Genomic DNA, 16,566 nt, shown 5'->3' with positions numbered 1-16,566 from the left:
CCGCGGCCTGTATAATACCGATTCACCCCGTCGAGGACAGCGTGCAACATGGCCAAGCGATACGCATGGACGGCCCTGGCGGGCCTCGCCACCACCAGTCTGGTGTCGTCCCCCCTGTGGGCGGCCCCACCTGAACCCCTGCCGGCAAGCCAGATGGATTGGCAGCCCTGGGGCGATGACCGTCCCGCCGGGACGGTGTGCCGAGGCTACTACGTTCAGCCCGAATACCGCCTTCCTGCGCCGGCCATCGATGGCCAGGTCAACAGCGAATCCAACACCGCCAACTACGGCACCGACGGTGACACCGTGCTCGACGGTGAAGTGGTGCTGCGCAAGGGCGATACCCAGCTCGAGGCAACCCGGGTGCAGGTACCACCGGAGCGTGACCTGGCCAACGCCAGTGGTCCCCTGACCCTGCGCGACAAGGGCCTGCTGGTGCGCGGTGACAGCGCCGAGGTGTCGCTGAACAGCGACCAGGCCACCATCGATTCGGCCCACTACGTGGCCCACGAGTCGCGCCTGCGCGGCGATGCCATCCAGCTCGAGCGAGTCAGTGACAACGTCTTTCGTCTGCGCGAGGCCAGCTTCACCACCTGTGAGCCTGGCGACAGCACCTGGCGCCTGATCGGCAACGATATTCTGCTGGATCGCAATCAGGGCTACGGTACCGCCAAGCATGCCCGCCTGGAGGTAGGCGATGTGCCGGTGTTCTACTGGCCCTGGGTGCGCTTTCCCATCGACGAGCGGCGCCAGACAGGCTTCCTGTGGCCGACCATCGGCGTCTCCGACGGTGGTGTCGACTACGCACAGCCCTTCTATCTGAATCTGGCGCCCAATTATGACGCCACCATCACCCCGCGCTGGATCGACGACAGCGGGTTACTGATGGGGGCGGAGTTCCGTTACCTGTTTCCCACCGATCAGGGCACTCTGGAAGGCGCCTACATCGGTGACGACGAGTCCGCCGGAGATGACGACTCCACCACCGAGCTCGAGAACGGCGACGAACGCTGGTACTTCGACTACAGCCATTACGGGCGCTTCAGCTCGCGCGTTCCCTACCGGCTGCGCTATGGCGCCGCCAGTGACGGCCGCTACTTCGATGACTTCGGGCGTACCTTTGGTGAGACCGATACCAGCAACATGGCGCGTCTGGCCCAGATCGACTACCTCGGCGACACCTGGAACCTCCAGGCCAAGGCCCAGGGCTATCAGCTGCTGGACGATCCGGTCGACGAAGGCGACAAGCCCTTCTACCGGCTGCCGAGCCTGACCGCCAACGGCCGCTGGTCCCAGGACCTCGGCTTCTATCAGGAGTGGAACTCCAACGCCACCTACTTCTGGCGCGATATCGAGGGCGACGAGAACGGCTTCTACGACTACGAGGATACCCAGCGCCGCATCCCGCTCAGGGAAGGCGTCAAGGGCGCCCGCCTGGATCTGGCGCCGGCGGTGGGCTACCGCTTCGAGCCGAGCTGGGGCTTCTTCGAACCCCGCGTGGCGCTGCAGCACACGAGCTATGACCTCGACTATGACGAGCGCATCACCGACAACAGCGAGAGCCCGACGCTGACCGCACCGGTGACCACCATCGACGCCGGGCTGATCTTCGAGCGCGACTTCGCCTTTGGCGGTGACGACTGGCGCCAGACCCTCGAGCCACGCCTCAACTACGCCTACGTACCGGAGCGCGACCAGAGCGACTTCCCCGACTTCGACACCGAGGAACTGGCGTTCTCGTGGGGCCAGCTGTGGTCGCCGTACCGCTTCTCCGGCGGCGATCGTCTGGGTGACCTGAACCGTTTGTCCTACGGCGTGGAAAGCCGCTTCCTCGAAGACCAGAGCGGCCGCGAGCGGTTGTCTGTCGGGGTCGGGCAGTCGGCCTACTTCGAGGACCGCAATATCGATATGGCCGGTGATCCCGACACCTTGCCCGGTGATGAGGAGTCGTTCGACTACTACGAAGCCACCCGCGATCGTTCGCCCTGGGTGACCCGAATCAACTGGCAGATCACCGACAACTGGAGCACCCGCTGGCAGTGGCTCTACGACGACGAGGAGAGTCGCACCGAGAGCACCGGCCTTGGCGTGCAGTACCGTGCTGACGCCGGTCACGTGCTCAACCTGGGCTACCGCTGGGAGATCGAAGGCTTCGACAACGCCGACGATGACGATGACGTTCGCAACTACAACCGCGAAGAGTACGACATGTCCTTCGCCTACAAGGCGACGGATCGTTTCGACGTCATCGGCCGGGTGCTCTACGACAACACCAACGACCGTGCCCTCGACCAGATGGCGGGTGTGCAGTGGAACGACTGCTGTTATGGTGTGCAGGTCGTGTGGCGCGAGTGGATCGAAGACGAGGACACCGCCAACAACATCGAGGACGACACCACGGATCGTGGGCTCTTCCTGCGCTTTGTGCTCAAGGGCTTCGGTGGCATCGGTGGCGACGCGGACACCTACTTCCAGTCTGCGGTGCCCGGTTACCGTCCCGGCCTGAACTAAATACCCTGGCGTATCCCCAACGGCGAGCACGAGACGTGCTCGCCGCATCGAATCTGAGTGAACGAGGAAGCATGACTATGCGTAGCCGACCCCTTGCCGCCCTGGCGATGGCCGCCTGTCTGGCACTGACTACCGTGGCGGCCCACGCCCAGGACGGTTACCGCCAGCCGCTGGATCGGATCGTCGCCGTGGTCAACGAGGACGCCATCATGGCCTCCCAGCTCGATGACCGTGTCGAGCAGGCCATGGCCAGACTGCGCGCCAGCGACATGGACACTCCTCCGGAGCAGGCCCTGCGTGAGCAGATTCTGGACCGCATGATCGTCGAGGAGATCGAGGTTCAGATGGCCGAGCGCATGAACCTGAGCGTCGACGATACCGAGCTCAATCGTCAGGTGCGCGCCGTGGCCAACCAGAACGGTGTCAGCCTGGAGCAGTTCGCCGATCGGCTCGAGTCCCAGGGCATGAGCCTGTCCCAGGTGCGTGATCAGATCCGTCGCGAGATGCTGATCATGAAGGTCCAGCAGGCCCAGGTGTCCAGCCGGATCAACATCTCCGAGTCCGAGGTCGAGCGCTATCTGCAGCAGCAAGGCGTCGGCACCAGCCGCGAGGAGGCGCGCCAGGCGATCTTCCAGCGCAAGGCCGGCGATGAACTCGAGAAGTGGGTTCAGGAAATTCGCGGCGAGGCCTTCGTCGAGAAGCGCCTGAACCAGGGCTGATGTCGCAGCGGATGAAGGCGCCGATCGTGGTGACCACCGGCGAACCCGCCGGTATCGGTCCCGAGCTTGCCCTGATGCTGGCTGCGCGCCACGTCACCGACTGGGTCGCCATTGGCGACCCAGAGCTGTTGAGGGCTCGCGCCCTGGCGCTCGGACTGGATGTCGAGGTGGTAATAGTGGCACCGGGCGAGGCGCATCCGGGGCCGCGCCGGCAGCGTCTGGCGGTGTGGCCGGTCGCGCTCAAGGAGGCCAGCGAGCCTGGCGTGCTGTCGACGGCCAACGCCGACTATGTGCTCGAGACCCTGGATATGGCGGTGGCCCAGTGCCTGGCAGGCAAGGCCTCGGCGATGGTCACGGCGCCGCTGCACAAGGGGGTGATCCGCGATGCGGGCCATCACCACTTCACCGGCCACACCGAGTACCTGCGCGATGCCTGCGGGGTCGAGGAGGTGGTCATGATGCTGGCCACCGACAGCGCCCTGCACGGGCGCGTCGTCTCGGCCGACGCCACCACTGATCCATTGCGTTCGATACCGCTGCGGGTGGCCCTGGCGACCACCCACCTGCCGCTGCGCGAGGTGGCCGATGCGCTGTCTCAAAAGGGGCTCGAGCGAGTGCTGCGTATTCTGGCCCGGGACCTGACAGACTTCTTTGGCGTTGTCTCTCCGCGGATCGCCGTGTGCGGTCTGAATCCCCACGCCGGCGAGGATGGGCATCTCGGGCGCGAAGAGATCGAGATCATCACCCCGGTGCTCGAACGGCTACGTGAAGAAGGACTGGCCCTTGACGGGCCGCTGCCGGCGGATACCCTGTTCACCCCGCGTCATCTCGACGGCGTCGACGCGGTGCTGGCGATGTATCATGACCAGGGTCTGCCGGTGCTCAAGTATTCGGGATTCGGCCAGGCCGCCAACATCACATTAGGGCTGCCGCTGGCACGGACCTCGGTGGACCACGGCACCGCCCTGGACCTGGCCGGGCATGGCACTGCCAGTCCCGATAGCCTGGCGGTGGCGATTGCCCTCGCCGAGGATATGGGCAGCCGGGTGGCCGAGCGCTGAAGGTCCGTCACCCCAACCCTCGTTTTGCAAAGGATTCAAGCATGTCATCCCGCCCCACGGCGCACCGGGCCCGCAAGCGCTTCGGTCAGAACTTCTTGCGTGATCCCGGCGTCATCTCGCGCATCGTGCGTTCCATCGGGGCGCGCCCCGGCGACCGTATGGTCGAGATCGGCCCAGGCCAGGGGGCGCTGACCGAACCACTGCTCGATGCCACCGACGGTGATCTCGAGGTCATCGAGCTGGACCGGGACCTGATTCCGGGGCTGCGGGTGCAATTCTTCAATCACCCGAACTTCGTCATCCACGAAGGCGACGCCCTCAAGATGGACTTCGTTGCGCTACGCGGCGAGGGCCAGCCACTCAGGGTCGTCGGCAACCTTCCCTACAACATCTCGACCCCGCTGATCTCGCACCTGCTCAAGGCTGGCGACGCCATCCAGGACATGCACTTCATGCTGCAGAAGGAGGTGGTGGATCGTCTTGCGGCGCCACCGGGCGGAGGTGATCGTGGGCGGCTGTCGGTGCTGGCGCAGTACTTCTGCGACGTCGATTCGCTGTTCGTGGTACCGCCGGAGGCCTTCGTGCCGCGTCCCAAGGTGGACTCGGCCATCGTCAGGCTGACCCCGCGTGAGCGACCCCAGGGGCGGGCCAAGGACGAGACGTTGCTGTTCGACGTGGTGCGCGAGGCCTTCGGTCAGCGGCGCAAGACGCTGCGCAACAATCTCAAGGGACGCATCGACGGTGACGCCCTCGAGGCCCTCGGTATCGATCCGAGCCGGCGGCCCCAGACGCTGGAGGTGGAAGAGTTCGTGTCCATCGCCAACGCCTTGAGTGCAGAGGAGAATCCGTCATGAGCGAGATGCCCGACGTAAGGGTCGATGTGGAGCCCGCCTATCGTGAAGATGAATCTTCGCCGATGGAGAACCGCTTTGTGTTCAGCTACACGGTGACGGTACACAATCATTCGCCGGGGAATATTCAGTTGATGGCGCGTTTCTGGAAGATCACCCAGACCAGCGGGCAGGTCCAGGAGGTTCGCGGCAAGGGGGTGGTCGGCAAGCAGCCGATGATAGGCCCCGGTCAGACCTTCCAGTACACCAGTCGTGCCATTCTCGACGGGCCAGTAGGGTTTATGGAAGGGGCCTACACCTGCGTGGACACCGCCAGCCAGCGTCCCTTCGAGGTGCCGATCACGGTGTTTCGCCTGGCCACACCCAACCAGATTCACTGATCTGGCGAATCGAACGACCTTCAAGAGCCCCGAGATCCTATGAAACGCTACGCTATCGGTGACCTTCAAGGCTGTCACGAGGAATTCATCGCCCTGCTCGAGGTGCTCGACTTCGATCCTCGTCGGGATCAGCTGTGGCTGGCCGGAGATCTGGTCAACCGTGGGCCGGGGTCGCTGGACTGCCTGCGCGAAGTGATGGCGCTGGGGGAGGCGGCCAGGGTGGTGCTAGGCAACCACGACCTGCATTTGCTGGCGGTGGCGCGAGGTGGCGCCGCGACCAAGCGCAAGGACACCATCGACGACATTCTAGAGGCCGAGGATCGCGAGACCCTGCTCGACTGGCTCCAGGCCAGGCCGCTGTTAGTGCGCGATGGCAATACGCTGATGACCCACGCCGGCCTGCCGCCCCAGTGGGGGCTGGATCAGGCCGAGTCGCTGGCCGGTGAGGTCGAGTGGATGCTGACCGGCGAGCGTGCCGGCGATTTTCTCACGCGCATGTACGGCAATCGTCCGCGCCGCTTCAAGCCGCACCAGGAAGGGGTCGACCGCCTGCGGGCCATCGTCAACACCCTGACCCGTATGCGCTTCATCGACGCCGAGGGGCGCCTGGATTTCGACGCCAAGGAAGGCCTGGACAGTGCGCCGGATGGCTTCGCTCCCTGGTTTCAGTACCCTCGCCAGGATGATCCCTGGCTGCTGTTCGGCCACTGGGCCGCGCTCAACGGCGAGGCCAGCGGCAGTCGGGTTCGCGCCGAGGCGCTGGATACCGGCTGCGTCTGGGGCGGCAGTCTGACCGCGCTGGACCTGGACAGCGGCGAGCGCATCAGCGTGCCCAGTCGGCAGTTTGCGTAACGCCGCAGGCCACTCGCCGATACCCGCTTCCCCGTGCCCGACCCTTCCCTTTATCAAGGAGTCCATATGACGTCCGCCGCCTTCGAACATCTGGATATCGAGCGCCTGAGCCAGTGGCTCGATGAGCAAGGCGAGCTGTGTCTCGTCGATATTCGCGATCCCGGCAGCTACGCCCAGGGCCACATTCCCGGCAGCCGCCATCTGGACAACCACAGCGTAGGGCCGTTGGTCGAACAAACGCCGAAGGATAGGCCCCTGGTAGTGGTGTGCTATCACGGCCATTCCAGCCAGCAGGCGGCAAGCTGGCTCAGCGCCCAGGGCTTCGAGCGCGTCTACAGCCTCGATGGTGGTTTTACCGAGTGGCAGCATCGCCTGCCCGAACGGGTGAGCCGGACGGCGTCATGACCCAGGATCGCGAGCAGCGCCAGGGCGACGAGCCTTGTGCGGGGCTGGAGGTCTATCGGGTGGGTGGCGCGGTACGCGACGCTCTGCTTGGCTGGCCGGTGAAGGACACCGACTGGGTGGTGGTCGGCGCCACCCCCGAGGCCATGCGCCAGCGTGGTTTTCGCCCGGTGGGGCGCGACTTTCCGGTTTTTCTGCACCCCGAGACCCACGAAGAGTACGCCCTGGCGCGGACCGAGCGAAAGTCCGGTCATGGCTATACCGGCTTTGTGGTGCAAGCCAGCCCCGAGGTGACCCTGGAGGAAGACCTGGCCCGCCGCGATCTGACCATCAACGCCATGGCCGAGTCGCTCGACGGCGCGCTGGTGGATCCCTTCGATGGCCGTCGAGACCTCGATGATCGACTGCTGCGCCACGTCAGCCCGGCCTTCGTCGAGGATCCCTTGAGGGTGCTGCGTACCGCCCGCTTTCTGGCCCGTTATGCAGGCCTTGGCTTTCGCATCGCCGAACCGACCCAGGCGCTGATGCGCCAACTGGCCGACAGCGGTGAGCTCGACCATCTGGTGGCCGAGCGGGTCTGGGTGGAGACCGAGAAGGCGCTCGGCGAGCCCGAGCCGCGGCATTACTTCGATGCCCTGGCCGCCTGCGGTGCACTTGAGCGACTGATGCCGGCGCTGAACGAGGCGGGCGGTGATACCCTTGAGCGCGCGCTTGTGCGGATGACGAGATTGCCCGAGGCGTTGTCCGGTTCGCCCTGTTGGCGCTGGGGGCGACTGGTGGAGGCACTGAGTGCGCCCGCACGCAAGGCCCTGGAGGAGCGCCTCAAGCTACCCAACGACTATCGTGACGCCGGGCATCAGTTAGCGTCGACCCGACAGCTGGCGTCGTCGCTTGCTCAGGACGGTGATCGCTCGGCGCCGTTGATCGCCATGGACTGGCTCGATGGCATCGACGCCTGGCGCCGCGGTGAGCGGGTGGCGCCGCTGCTGGCGGTGCTGGCACTTAGGCGTCCCGGGGACGCCGAACGGTTGGCGCTGGGCTATCGTACGGCGCTGGCGCTCTCGCCCAGAGACCTGCTCGATGAGGGCTTCAAGGGTGCGGCGCTGGGTCAGGAGCTACGACACAGGCGGCTTGCCGTCCTGGAAGACGCCTGGCGCTAGCGGGCTTGCGGGGCTACTGCTCGAGAGTCCCCTCGAGTGCTGCGCGTGAAGGCAGCGCCCGATCCCCCCAGTGGAACTCGATGGGCCACAACGGCTGGTCGTCCGCGTCGAAGGCCTGCCAGATCTCTTGATAGCAGCGCCCGTCGAGGGGGTGGCGGTGCTCCGGCAGCAGCTCGGCCATGGGCCAGAGCACGAAGGCGTGGTGCAGGATTTCGCCTCGCGGCAGGCTGACGCCGTCGATGTCGCCTACCTGCTCGCCGACGGTGAGGATGTCCACGTCGAGGGTGCGAGGGCTGAACTTGGGGCTGTCCTTGCGTCGACCATTGGCGGCCTCGAGACGTTTGCACCAGGCCTGCAGTTCGCCAACGGACCAGTCGCTGTAGAGGGCGACCACCAGGTTGTAGAAGTTGCGACCGTCTTCGAAGCCGACCGGCTTGCTTTCGTAGACCCGCGAGATGGCAAGCTCGCCAAAGGTCTCCGACAGGGCGTCCAGGCAGACGCGAATATGCTGGTCGCGCTCGATATTGCTGCCAAGACTCAGGGTTACCAGCGCCATCAGTGGCCCCCGGGGCGCTGACCGCGCTCGATGCTGACGCCTACGGCGCGGGCGTTGGCCACCGCCCCGGGCTTGCGCAGGGTCATCTTCAGCCAGGGCACGCCGAACTCCTCCTGCAATAGTTCCGCCAGCCGCTCGGCGAAGGTTTCCACCAACTCGAAGCTGTGTTCTTCGGCGAAGACCCCGATGCGACGGCTGATGGCGTCATAGTCGAGGGTCTGGCTCAGGTCATCGTCTTGCGCTGCAGCGCGGATGTCGGTGGCCAGCACCAGGTCCAGCGTCAGGCGCTGGGTGATGCTGCGCTCCCAGTCATAGACGCCGATGACGGTATCCAGTTCAAGGCCTTCGATCAGTACCTGATCCATCGGTGATCCCCGGTGATTGTCCTCCCGGCCGCTAAGCAAGAACCGGGAAAAGCAGGTGTGACAAGGCGCCCGATTGTACTTGAGCCGCCCCCCGGGAAACAGGCCGCGGGTGACTCGCGAGTGCTCGTACTGGCAAACTACGACGGAATGCCCTTGAGTGTGGCATCTTTCGCCAGCACCGGTTGCGTCGGGTCAGGAGTCGCCATGGGTTCATCGTTGGAAGTGATACTGCCCTTGACCGCTCTTGCCTACCTGAGCGGCACCTGGCTGGGCGCCATCAGCGTCTGCCGCTGGGCCGGGCGCCCGGATCCGCGGCTCAGCGGCTCCTGCAATCCCGGCTTCTCCAATGTGCTTCGCCAGCACGGCGTGCCGCTGGCGCTGGCGACGCTGGCGATCGACGCCCTGAAAAGCTGGCCGGTGCTGCTGCTCGGCCTGTGGCTCGAACTGCCGCCCTGGGGGCTAGGCCTGGTGGGGCTCGGTGTGCTGCTGGGCCACTGCTACCCGGCGTGGTATCGCTTCCGTGGTGGCAAGGCGGTGGCCAGCGCCTTCGGCGTGATGCTGTTGTTGACCCCTGGGGTAGCCCTGGTCAGCGCCGTGATCTGGGCGCTGCTTGCCTGGTGGGCGCACACCGCGGCGGTGGCCTCATTGACCAGCGCCACCCTGGCCCCGCTGCTGAGCCTGTGGCTGGCGCCGGACTTTGTCTGGGTAGTGCTGGTGTTCGCCGGTCTTGTGGTGGCCCGCCACGCCATCAATATCGGCCGGTTGCGCCAGGGCAAGGAGCCCCACCTGTAAAGCGACCGGCTCGATGGGGCAGGCTGGGCTCCTGGGCGTATAGAGAGCGCAATCATGGCCCTTTCTTCTTGCTAGTCGACTACGGCGCGCTGAGTTGATCCATCGGCCAGCGCGGCACCGCCTTCATCTGACCCACGGTATCCTTTTCTCCTGCGATCAAACGCTGGGCTCCCGCATAAGCGATCATGGCGCCGTTGTCGGTGCAGAAGCGGCCGCGAGGGTAGTAGGCGCGAGCCCCCTGTTTTCGCGTCGCTTCTTCCAGCTTGGCGCGCAGGCGCACATTGGCACTGACACCGCCGGCCACCACCAGGCGGGTGAGCCCGGTCTGCTTGAGGGCCCGACGGCACTTGATCGCCAGGGTGTCGGCGACGGCCTCCTCGAAGGCTCTGGCGACGTCGGCGCGGGCCTGGTCGTCGAGCTGGCCAGCCTGTTCTAACTGACGAATGGCGGTCAGGGTGTGGGTCTTGAGCCCCGAAAAGCTGAAGTCGAGACCCGGGCGATCGGTCATCGGCCGGGGGAAGCGGAAGCGGCCCGGGTCGCCGCCCTCGGCCAGGGCAGCTACCCGCGGGCCGCCGGGGTAATCGAGGTCCAGCATCTTGGCAGCCTTGTCGAAGGCTTCACCGGCGGCATCGTCCACCGATTCGCCCAGCAGTTGATAGCACCCGATGCCGTCAACCTGGACCAGCTGGGTGTGGCCGCCCGAGACCAGCAATGCCACGAAGGGAAAGGCCGGAGGCTCGTCCTCGAGCATGGGAGCGAGCAGGTGTCCTTCCATATGGTGAACGCCGAGCACCGGAATGCCGAGTGCGCGGGCCATGCCGTGGGCGGTGCTGGCGCCGACCATCAGCGCGCCGACCAGCCCGGGGCCTGCCGTGTAGGCGATGGCGTCCAGCTGGGTGCGTTCGAGCTGTGCTCCAGAGAGCACCTGGTCGATCAACGGCAGCAGGCGCCGGGTATGGTCGCGAGAGGCGAGTTCCGGCACCACACCGCCGTAGTCCGCGTGCATCGCCACCTGGCTATGCAACGCATCGGCCAGCAAGCCGCGGTCGGTGTCGTAAATGGCGACGCCGGTCTCGTCGCAGGAGGTTTCGATGCCTAGTACGCGCATGGATCGGGCTCGGGAAACGGTGAAAGGGGGGAGTATTCTACGCCGATTTGGCTTCCGCTGCATAAGCGACGGGCTCCCTTTCGGCGGCCGCGGCGCGCCTTGTGGCAGGCAAGCAGCGCTGGCGGCGGGTACAGATTGAAGGGTGAGCGAGACGAAAGCATTTGCAAGAAAGCGGGATGGTCACTAAAATACTGTCCGCTGCAAGACTGGGTCGTGCATCCAGGGCTCGCTTCCCCCGTCTCTGTTCCGTTTCAGGTCATGCCCGCAGGGTTCCTGCGCTGAGCTGTTGTCAGCTCAAGGGTTGGCCGGACAAGGAGTGGTGCGGGGTATTGGCCTTGAAGGTGTGCGTACAAACCGAACTCAAGTTACCCAAGGTAGGTGAGTGCTTAATGCCTTCTGTCAAAGTACGTGATAACGAGCCGTTTGACGTCGCTCTGCGTCGCTTCAAGCGTTCCTGTGAAAAAGCCGGCGTTCTGTCCGAGGTTCGTCGTCGTGAGCAGTACGAGAAGCCGACTGCCGAGCGCAAGCGCAAGGCTGCTGCCGCTGTCAAGCGTCACGCCAAGAAGCTCCAGCGCGAGCGCAAGCGTTTCGAACGGCTCTATTGATCCGTACTTGAGTCGAGCGCGGTCCGCCGCCCTCGGTTCAGGAGGACGCCAAGCGGCCGCCATTGAGGTGGCCGCTTGTTTTTCTGACGTTTGTCGCCGACTCCCGCTTCGCTTCTCTTGCTCCTGCTAGTGCATTGTCTAGCGCGTTTCAGTCTAGACTAGCGCGCTTCAGTCGAGAGAGCTCCTGTCGAGCAGAATATGGCCGGTCAGATTCCCCAGCGTTTCATCGATGATCTCCTTGCCCGCGTCGACGTGGTCGAAGTGGTGGGAGAGCGCGTCAAGCTGAAAAAGGCCGGGCGCAACCATTCCGGTCTGTGCCCCTTCCACCAGGAAAAGAGCCCGTCTTTCACGGTCAGTGCGGACAAGCAGTTCTATCACTGCTTCGGCTGCGGCGCCCACGGCAACGCCCTGCGCTTTCTGATGGAGTACGACAAGCTGCGGTTTCCCGAAGCGGTGGAGCAGCTGGCCTCGCGGATGGGAATGGAAGTGCCGAGGGAAGGGGCGGACGACCCTCGCGCCCAGGCCCGCGAGAAGAAGCGCAAGGAAGGCGTCAACCTGCTGGAAATGTCGGCCAGCTATTTTCGCGAGCGGCTCAAGATGCCGGAAGGCAAGGCGGCGCGCGAATACCTCGAGGGCCGAGGGCTGTCCGATGAGGTGCGCGAGACCTTCGGCATCGGTTACGCGCCGGCCCAGTGGGAGGCGCTGAAGCGACACCTGGGCAGCCAGGGCGTCGATGAGTCGGTGCAGATCGAGTACGGCCTGCTGGTGCATCACGAGGACAGTGGCCGCAGCTACGACCGCTTCCGCGACCGGGTCGTCTTTCCGATCCGCGATATTCGTGGCAGGACGCTTGGCTTCGGCGGCCGAGTGATGGGCGACGCCAAGCCCAAGTACCTGAACTCGCCCGAGACGCCGGTGTTCCACAAGGGGCGCGAGCTCTACGGCCTCTATGAGGCACGTCAGGCCAATCATCGCCTGGAACGCCTGCTGATCGTCGAGGGCTACATGGACGTGGTGGCGCTGGCCCAGTTCGGCATTCGCAACGCGGTGGCGACGCTTGGCACCGCCACCACCGCCGATCACCTGCGTCGGCTGTTCCGTCTGGTCAGCGAAGTAGTGTTCTGCTTCGACGGCGACAAGGCGGGACGTCAGGCGGCAGCGCGGGCGCTGGAAACGGTGCTGCCGGAGATGATCGATGGTCGCCAGGCACGCTTCCTGTTCCTGCCGGAGGGAGAGGATCCCGACTCCCTGGTGCGCAAGGAGGGAACCGAGGCCTTCGAGGATCGGGTGACGTGCGCAAGCCCTCTGTCGGAGTTTCTGTTCGAGCACGCCGCCCAGGGGCGCGATCTGGCCCAGCTTGAATCGCGAGAGCGCTACGCCAGTCAGGTGCTGGCAGCGATCGAGAAGCTGCCCCAGGGGGTACTCAAGTCGCTGATGCTGACCGAGCTCTCACGTCGCACCGGGGTCGAGCAGTCGCGCTTCGAGGCGCTGCTGGCGCCGGCGCCCGAGGACAACGACGTCGCGCCGGTCGATGAGTTTTTCGAACCCGTTGTCGAGGACGGCGAGCCGGCTCCACGGCCGCGCCGTTCCGGGGGCGCCCTTGGCCTGATGGCGCGAACCCTGCAATTGCTGGTTCACGAGCCCAGGCTGGTGGAGCGCTTGCCCGAATCGCTGGACTGGTGCGGGGGGCAGGATGAGGACGCCCGGTTGTGCCGGGAGGTCATTACCTTGCTTCGTGCTGGCGGCTATTCAAGCGCTCAGGTGCTGCTGATGCACTTCCACGGTAGCGAGGACGGTGAGCGGCTGGCGGCGCTGGCGCGACGGGAGTTGTTGATCCCGGTGGCAGCCAGGGCGGCGGAGCTCGATGGTCTGGTGAGCTATTTTCAGAGAGCCAGTCAGACCCCGTCCCGGCAGGAAGAGATCGACGCCTTGCTGAGGCGGCAACAGTCCGGCGAGCGGTTGTCGAGTGAAGAACGCGGGCGCTTGATGGAGTTGCTGGCGGCGGGGCGCTAGGTCGCTTGCGGCAGGGCGCGAGCGCTGTCACGACGGCAGGTTCGGCTACCACCAATGGTAAGAACCTGTGAGCGATCGACGACAAATATGAGGTATGGATGCGGGTAGGGTTGAATTTTGTCCTACCATCACCATCTAAGGGATACGGCGCTGACAAGTGGCGCAACCAGATAAACTAACACACCTGAGACATCGCGCAAACACTCCAGACTGGCAGAAGTGGCCCCAAAACCGCTATACTGTCCGGCTTACCGAGTTTCTCCACCTTAGCGCTTCAGGTGCTTCATTCTTCTTCGTCGAGATAGGGTTTCTATGGCTGGAAATGCGCAGCAGCAGTCACGTCTGAAGGAGTTGATCGCGCGCGGCAAGGAACAGGGCTTCCTGACCTATGCCGAGGTCAACGACCACCTTCCCGAAGATATCGCCGACCCCGACCAGGTGGAAGATATCATCGGCATGATCAATGACATGGGTATTAACGTCGTCGAGGAAGCTCCCGACGAAGATACCCTGATGATGTCGGATCACTCAACCGATGAATCCGCGGCTGAAGAGGCAGTGGCGGCCCTGGCCGCGGTGGAAAGCGATGTCGGTCGCACCACGGACCCGGTGCGCATGTACATGCGCGAGATGGGCACCGTCGAGCTGTTGACTCGTGAAGGCGAGATCGAGATCGCCAAGCGCATCGAAGAAGGCACCCGTGAAGTCATGTCGGCGCTGGCCTATGTGCCGGGTGCCGTCGAGTCGATCCTCGATGCCTACGATGCCACCCAGGACGAGGAAGCGCCGGGACGTCTCTCTGACCTGTTTTCCGGCTTCATCGACCCCGACGAAGGCATCCCCGGCGTGGCCGAGGCCGAAGTGCCCGAGGTGGACGAGCAGGCTGCCAGCGACGACGACGAAGACGGCGAGGAAGAAGAGGACGACTCCGGTGGTGGCCCGGATCCGGAAGAGGCCCGTGCGCGTTTCGGGCAGATTCGCGAGCAGAGTCAGGCCGCCAACGCCGCCATCGAGACCCACGGTCGTCAGTCCCGTGAGGCTCAGGAAGAGCTGGCACGTCTGGCCGAGCTGTTCTCTCCGATCAAGCTGGTGCCCAAGCACTTCGAACGTCTGGTCGGACAGGTCCGCATCAGCGTCGAGCAGGTGCGTGCCCAGGAAAAGACGGTGATGCAGCTCCTGGTGAAGCAGGCCAAGGTGCCGCGCAAGGCCTTTATCAAGGCCTTCCCGAGCAACGAGTCCCGGCTCGGCTGGCTCGACGACTTCATGGCCGACAACGCCCGCTACGCCGATCGTCTCGCTCCGCTCAAGGCTGACGTTCAGCGTGCCCAGCGCAAGATCGCCTTCGAGGAGGAGATGATCCAGCTGCCGGTGAGCGAGGTGAAGGAGGTCAATCGTCGCCTGTCCATCGGTGAGGCCAAGGCTCGCCGTGCCAAGAAGGAGATGGTCGAGGCCAACCTGCGTCTGGTCATCTCCATCGCCAAGAAGTACACCAATCGCGGCCTGCAGTTCCTCGACCTGATCCAGGAAGGCAACATCGGCCTGATGAAGGCGGTGGACAAGTTCGAATATCGTCGCGGCTACAAGTTCTCGACCTACGCCACCTGGTGGATTCGTCAGGCGATCACGCGTTCCATCGCCGACCAGGCGCGCACCATCCGTATTCCGGTGCACATGATCGAGACCATCAACAAGCTCAACCGCGTTTCGCGGCAGATGCTGCAGGAGATGGGGCGCGAGCCGACGCCTGAAGAACTGGGCGAACGTCTCGAGATGCCGGAAGACAAGGTGCGCAAGGTGCTCAAGATCGCCAAGGAGCCGATCTCCATGGAGACGCCGATCGGTGACGACGACGATTCGCACCTGGGTGACTTCATCGAAGACTCCACCATGGTGCTGCCGATCGACTCGGCCACCGGCGAGGGCCTCGTCGAAGCCACGCGCAACGTGCTCGGTGGCCTGACCGCCCGCGAAGCCAAGGTGCTGCGGATGCGCTTCGGTATCGACATGAACACCGACCACACCCTCGAGGAGGTCGGCAAGCAGTTTGACGTGACCCGCGAGCGTATCCGTCAGATCGAGGCCAAGGCGCTGCGCAAGTTGCGCCATCCGACCCGCTCCGAACCGCTGCGCTCCTTCCTCGACGAGTAACGCCTGTCTCGACCGAGCAGGGCTTGCGTCGACAGCGAAGCAGTAGGGTGAGCACAGGACGCCCGTGGCGAAAGCCACGGGCGTTTTTTCATGTCATCGAATCAGGGTGAAGCGCTGCCGCACGCGAGCGTTTCCGGCGAGCGAAGGCTGAAAACGACAACGCCCGCGGTGATGGCCGCGGGCGTTGTCGTGTCACGACGCTGTGGTGGTCACGAGCTATTGGCTTCTGGCCTGGCGCCGGCGGATCCACAGCACCAGTTCGACCATGGCGAACATCAGCAGGGTATAGCCGAACAGTTCCGTGACCTCTTCGGCGGCGTCCTTGAATACCCTGACGTAGCGTTCGGCGAGCAGGGCCTCCCACATCTCGCTGCGGCCGTAGAGCCGCGAGAAGGCAAAGGTGCAGAGGAAGCCTGCTGCAAACAGGCCGAAGGCGAAGCTTTCGACGAACTCCTCGAACTCGCGTACGAAGGCGTGACGCTGGCGAAGCACGCAATAGAGAATGGGCAGCAGCAGCAGGGTCACCAGGGTCTGCCAGGCGCCGTCGAAGACGTAGGCGTCGAGAAAGGCGTCCTGCTCGCGAATCAGGGCGGCGCCGAGCAGGCCGAACATCAATAGCGTCACCCGTGGCAGACCGTCCAGCACCTGGCGGGCGTAGATCAGCAACAGGCAGCTGATCAGCAGCCACAGCGTCTGCATGCTCTCGGTAAAACCGACTTCGCTGAAGCGAATCTTTTCGGGCAGGCCGGTCTCCCACAGCACGCCCTGCATCATCGCGCCGATGATCAGGATATAGAGCAAGGCTCTGGCGCAGGTCGCGCGAAAGCTGATGGTAGGCGTGATGGAAGGGGGGGTATTGAGCATCCCTCTCAATCTCCAGAAAAGGGGTGTATCTGGAAGTGATTATACCCGTCGAGCCGGGGGAGTGTCTGGGAATCCCGAAGGATTCTTCGCCAGTCTTCGCCATATGCTTATACAGCATAGGTAAGGCGCAAGACAGGTGCCCGATGGCTTGGTCAGGGCCGCTCGTCCAGGCACGGGGG

Annotated in this window: 16 protein-coding genes; 12 read left to right on the top strand and 4 right to left on the bottom strand. The window is 64.6% G+C overall.

Annotated elements, in window-relative coordinates; all coding sequences use genetic code 11:
- Window positions 1-48: 48 nt before the first annotated feature.
- The 8 genes from EBB56_RS03210 (at window position 49) to EBB56_RS03175 (ending at window position 7,936) form a co-directional block, all read left to right on the top strand.
- The gene (locus tag EBB56_RS03210) at window positions 49-2,511 is read left to right on the top strand and encodes an LPS-assembly protein LptD (RefSeq protein WP_124802756.1); all 2,463 of its coding nucleotides are present in this window, start codon (window positions 49-51) and stop codon (window positions 2,509-2,511) included.
- Between the two features lie 77 nt (window positions 2,512-2,588).
- The gene (locus tag EBB56_RS03205; RefSeq protein ID WP_045991849.1) at window positions 2,589-3,230 is read left to right on the top strand and encodes a SurA N-terminal domain-containing protein; all 642 of its coding nucleotides are present in this window, start codon (window positions 2,589-2,591) and stop codon (window positions 3,228-3,230) included.
- A complete protein-coding gene (pdxA, locus tag EBB56_RS03200) occupies window positions 3,230-4,291 on the top strand; it encodes a 4-hydroxythreonine-4-phosphate dehydrogenase PdxA (protein ID WP_260425273.1) in 1,062 nt (353 codons plus the stop codon). Before EBB56_RS03205 ends, pdxA begins: the two co-directional genes overlap by 1 nt.
- 41 nt (window positions 4,292-4,332) lie before the next feature.
- Window positions 4,333-5,145: a 16S rRNA (adenine(1518)-N(6)/adenine(1519)-N(6))-dimethyltransferase RsmA gene (gene rsmA / locus EBB56_RS03195; protein WP_108448069.1), complete on the top strand. Its 813-nt coding sequence runs from the start codon at window positions 4,333-4,335 to the stop codon at window positions 5,143-5,145.
- On the top strand, window positions 5,142-5,522 hold the full coding sequence (gene apaG / locus EBB56_RS03190) for a Co2+/Mg2+ efflux protein ApaG (protein ID WP_045991851.1): 381 nt from the start codon (window positions 5,142-5,144) through the stop codon (window positions 5,520-5,522). The genes rsmA and apaG overlap by 4 nt, the downstream gene beginning before the upstream one ends.
- A 39-nt stretch (window positions 5,523-5,561) precedes the next feature.
- Window positions 5,562-6,374: a symmetrical bis(5'-nucleosyl)-tetraphosphatase gene (locus tag EBB56_RS03185; RefSeq protein WP_124802754.1), complete on the top strand. Its 813-nt coding sequence runs from the start codon at window positions 5,562-5,564 to the stop codon at window positions 6,372-6,374.
- 66 nt (window positions 6,375-6,440) lie between these two features.
- Complete coding sequence (glpE, locus tag EBB56_RS03180) at window positions 6,441-6,779, top strand: thiosulfate sulfurtransferase GlpE (protein ID WP_045991853.1); 339 nt, start codon at window positions 6,441-6,443, stop codon at window positions 6,777-6,779.
- On the top strand, window positions 6,776-7,936 hold the full coding sequence (locus EBB56_RS03175; protein ID WP_124802752.1) for a polynucleotide adenylyltransferase: 1,161 nt from the start codon (window positions 6,776-6,778) through the stop codon (window positions 7,934-7,936). The genes glpE and EBB56_RS03175 overlap by 4 nt, the downstream gene beginning before the upstream one ends.
- A 13-nt stretch (window positions 7,937-7,949) precedes the next feature.
- On the opposite strand, the gene folK is transcribed toward EBB56_RS03175, so the two are convergent.
- Window positions 7,950-8,492, bottom strand: coding sequence for a 2-amino-4-hydroxy-6-hydroxymethyldihydropteridine diphosphokinase (folK, locus tag EBB56_RS03170; RefSeq protein ID WP_045991855.1), 543 nt, complete (start codon window positions 8,490-8,492; stop codon window positions 7,950-7,952).
- Window positions 8,492-8,857 (bottom strand): dihydroneopterin aldolase, encoded by a 366-nt coding sequence (folB, locus tag EBB56_RS03165; RefSeq protein ID WP_045991856.1) that lies wholly within the window; start codon window positions 8,855-8,857, stop codon window positions 8,492-8,494. The genes folK and folB overlap by 1 nt, the downstream gene beginning before the upstream one ends.
- Window positions 8,858-9,061: 204 nt before the next feature.
- On the opposite strand from folB, the gene EBB56_RS03160 reads away from it, so the two are divergent.
- On the top strand, window positions 9,062-9,649 hold the full coding sequence (locus EBB56_RS03160) for a glycerol-3-phosphate acyltransferase (RefSeq protein ID WP_045991857.1): 588 nt from the start codon (window positions 9,062-9,064) through the stop codon (window positions 9,647-9,649).
- A 79-nt stretch (window positions 9,650-9,728) separates the two neighbouring features.
- Here the strand turns inward: EBB56_RS03160 and tsaD are convergent, their stop codons facing one another.
- Window positions 9,729-10,757: a tRNA (adenosine(37)-N6)-threonylcarbamoyltransferase complex transferase subunit TsaD gene (gene tsaD / locus EBB56_RS03155; protein WP_045991858.1), complete on the bottom strand. Its 1,029-nt coding sequence runs from the start codon at window positions 10,755-10,757 to the stop codon at window positions 9,729-9,731.
- 389 nt (window positions 10,758-11,146) lie between these two features.
- On the opposite strand from tsaD, the gene rpsU reads away from it, so the two are divergent.
- The 3 genes from rpsU to rpoD all read left to right on the top strand — a co-directional run bounded on the left by rpsU (window position 11,147) and on the right by rpoD (window position 15,523).
- Window positions 11,147-11,362, top strand: a complete 216-nt coding sequence (rpsU, locus tag EBB56_RS03150; protein WP_013333229.1) for a 30S ribosomal protein S21 — start codon at window positions 11,147-11,149, stop codon at window positions 11,360-11,362.
- Between the two features lie 198 nt (window positions 11,363-11,560).
- A complete protein-coding gene (gene dnaG, locus EBB56_RS03145) occupies window positions 11,561-13,375 on the top strand; it encodes a DNA primase (RefSeq protein ID WP_045991859.1) in 1,815 nt (604 codons plus the stop codon).
- 312 nt (window positions 13,376-13,687) lie between these two features.
- A complete protein-coding gene (gene rpoD / locus EBB56_RS03140; RefSeq protein WP_045991860.1) occupies window positions 13,688-15,523 on the top strand; it encodes an RNA polymerase sigma factor RpoD in 1,836 nt (611 codons plus the stop codon).
- Window positions 15,524-15,739: 216 nt separating this feature from the next.
- Here rpoD and EBB56_RS03135 read toward each other — a convergent pair whose 3' ends face one another.
- Entirely contained in the window at window positions 15,740-16,387 is a 648-nt protein-coding gene (locus tag EBB56_RS03135) for a hypothetical protein (protein ID WP_045991861.1), read from the bottom strand.
- Window positions 16,388-16,566: the final 179 nt, after the last annotated feature.

This window comes from Halomonas sp. YLB-10 (genome assembly GCF_003856855.1).
GTDB classification, from domain to species: domain Bacteria; phylum Pseudomonadota; class Gammaproteobacteria; order Pseudomonadales; family Halomonadaceae; genus Halomonas; species Halomonas litopenaei.
Note: the sequence above shows the minus strand (reverse complement) of the source record. Positions and strands in the feature narration are given on the sequence as shown.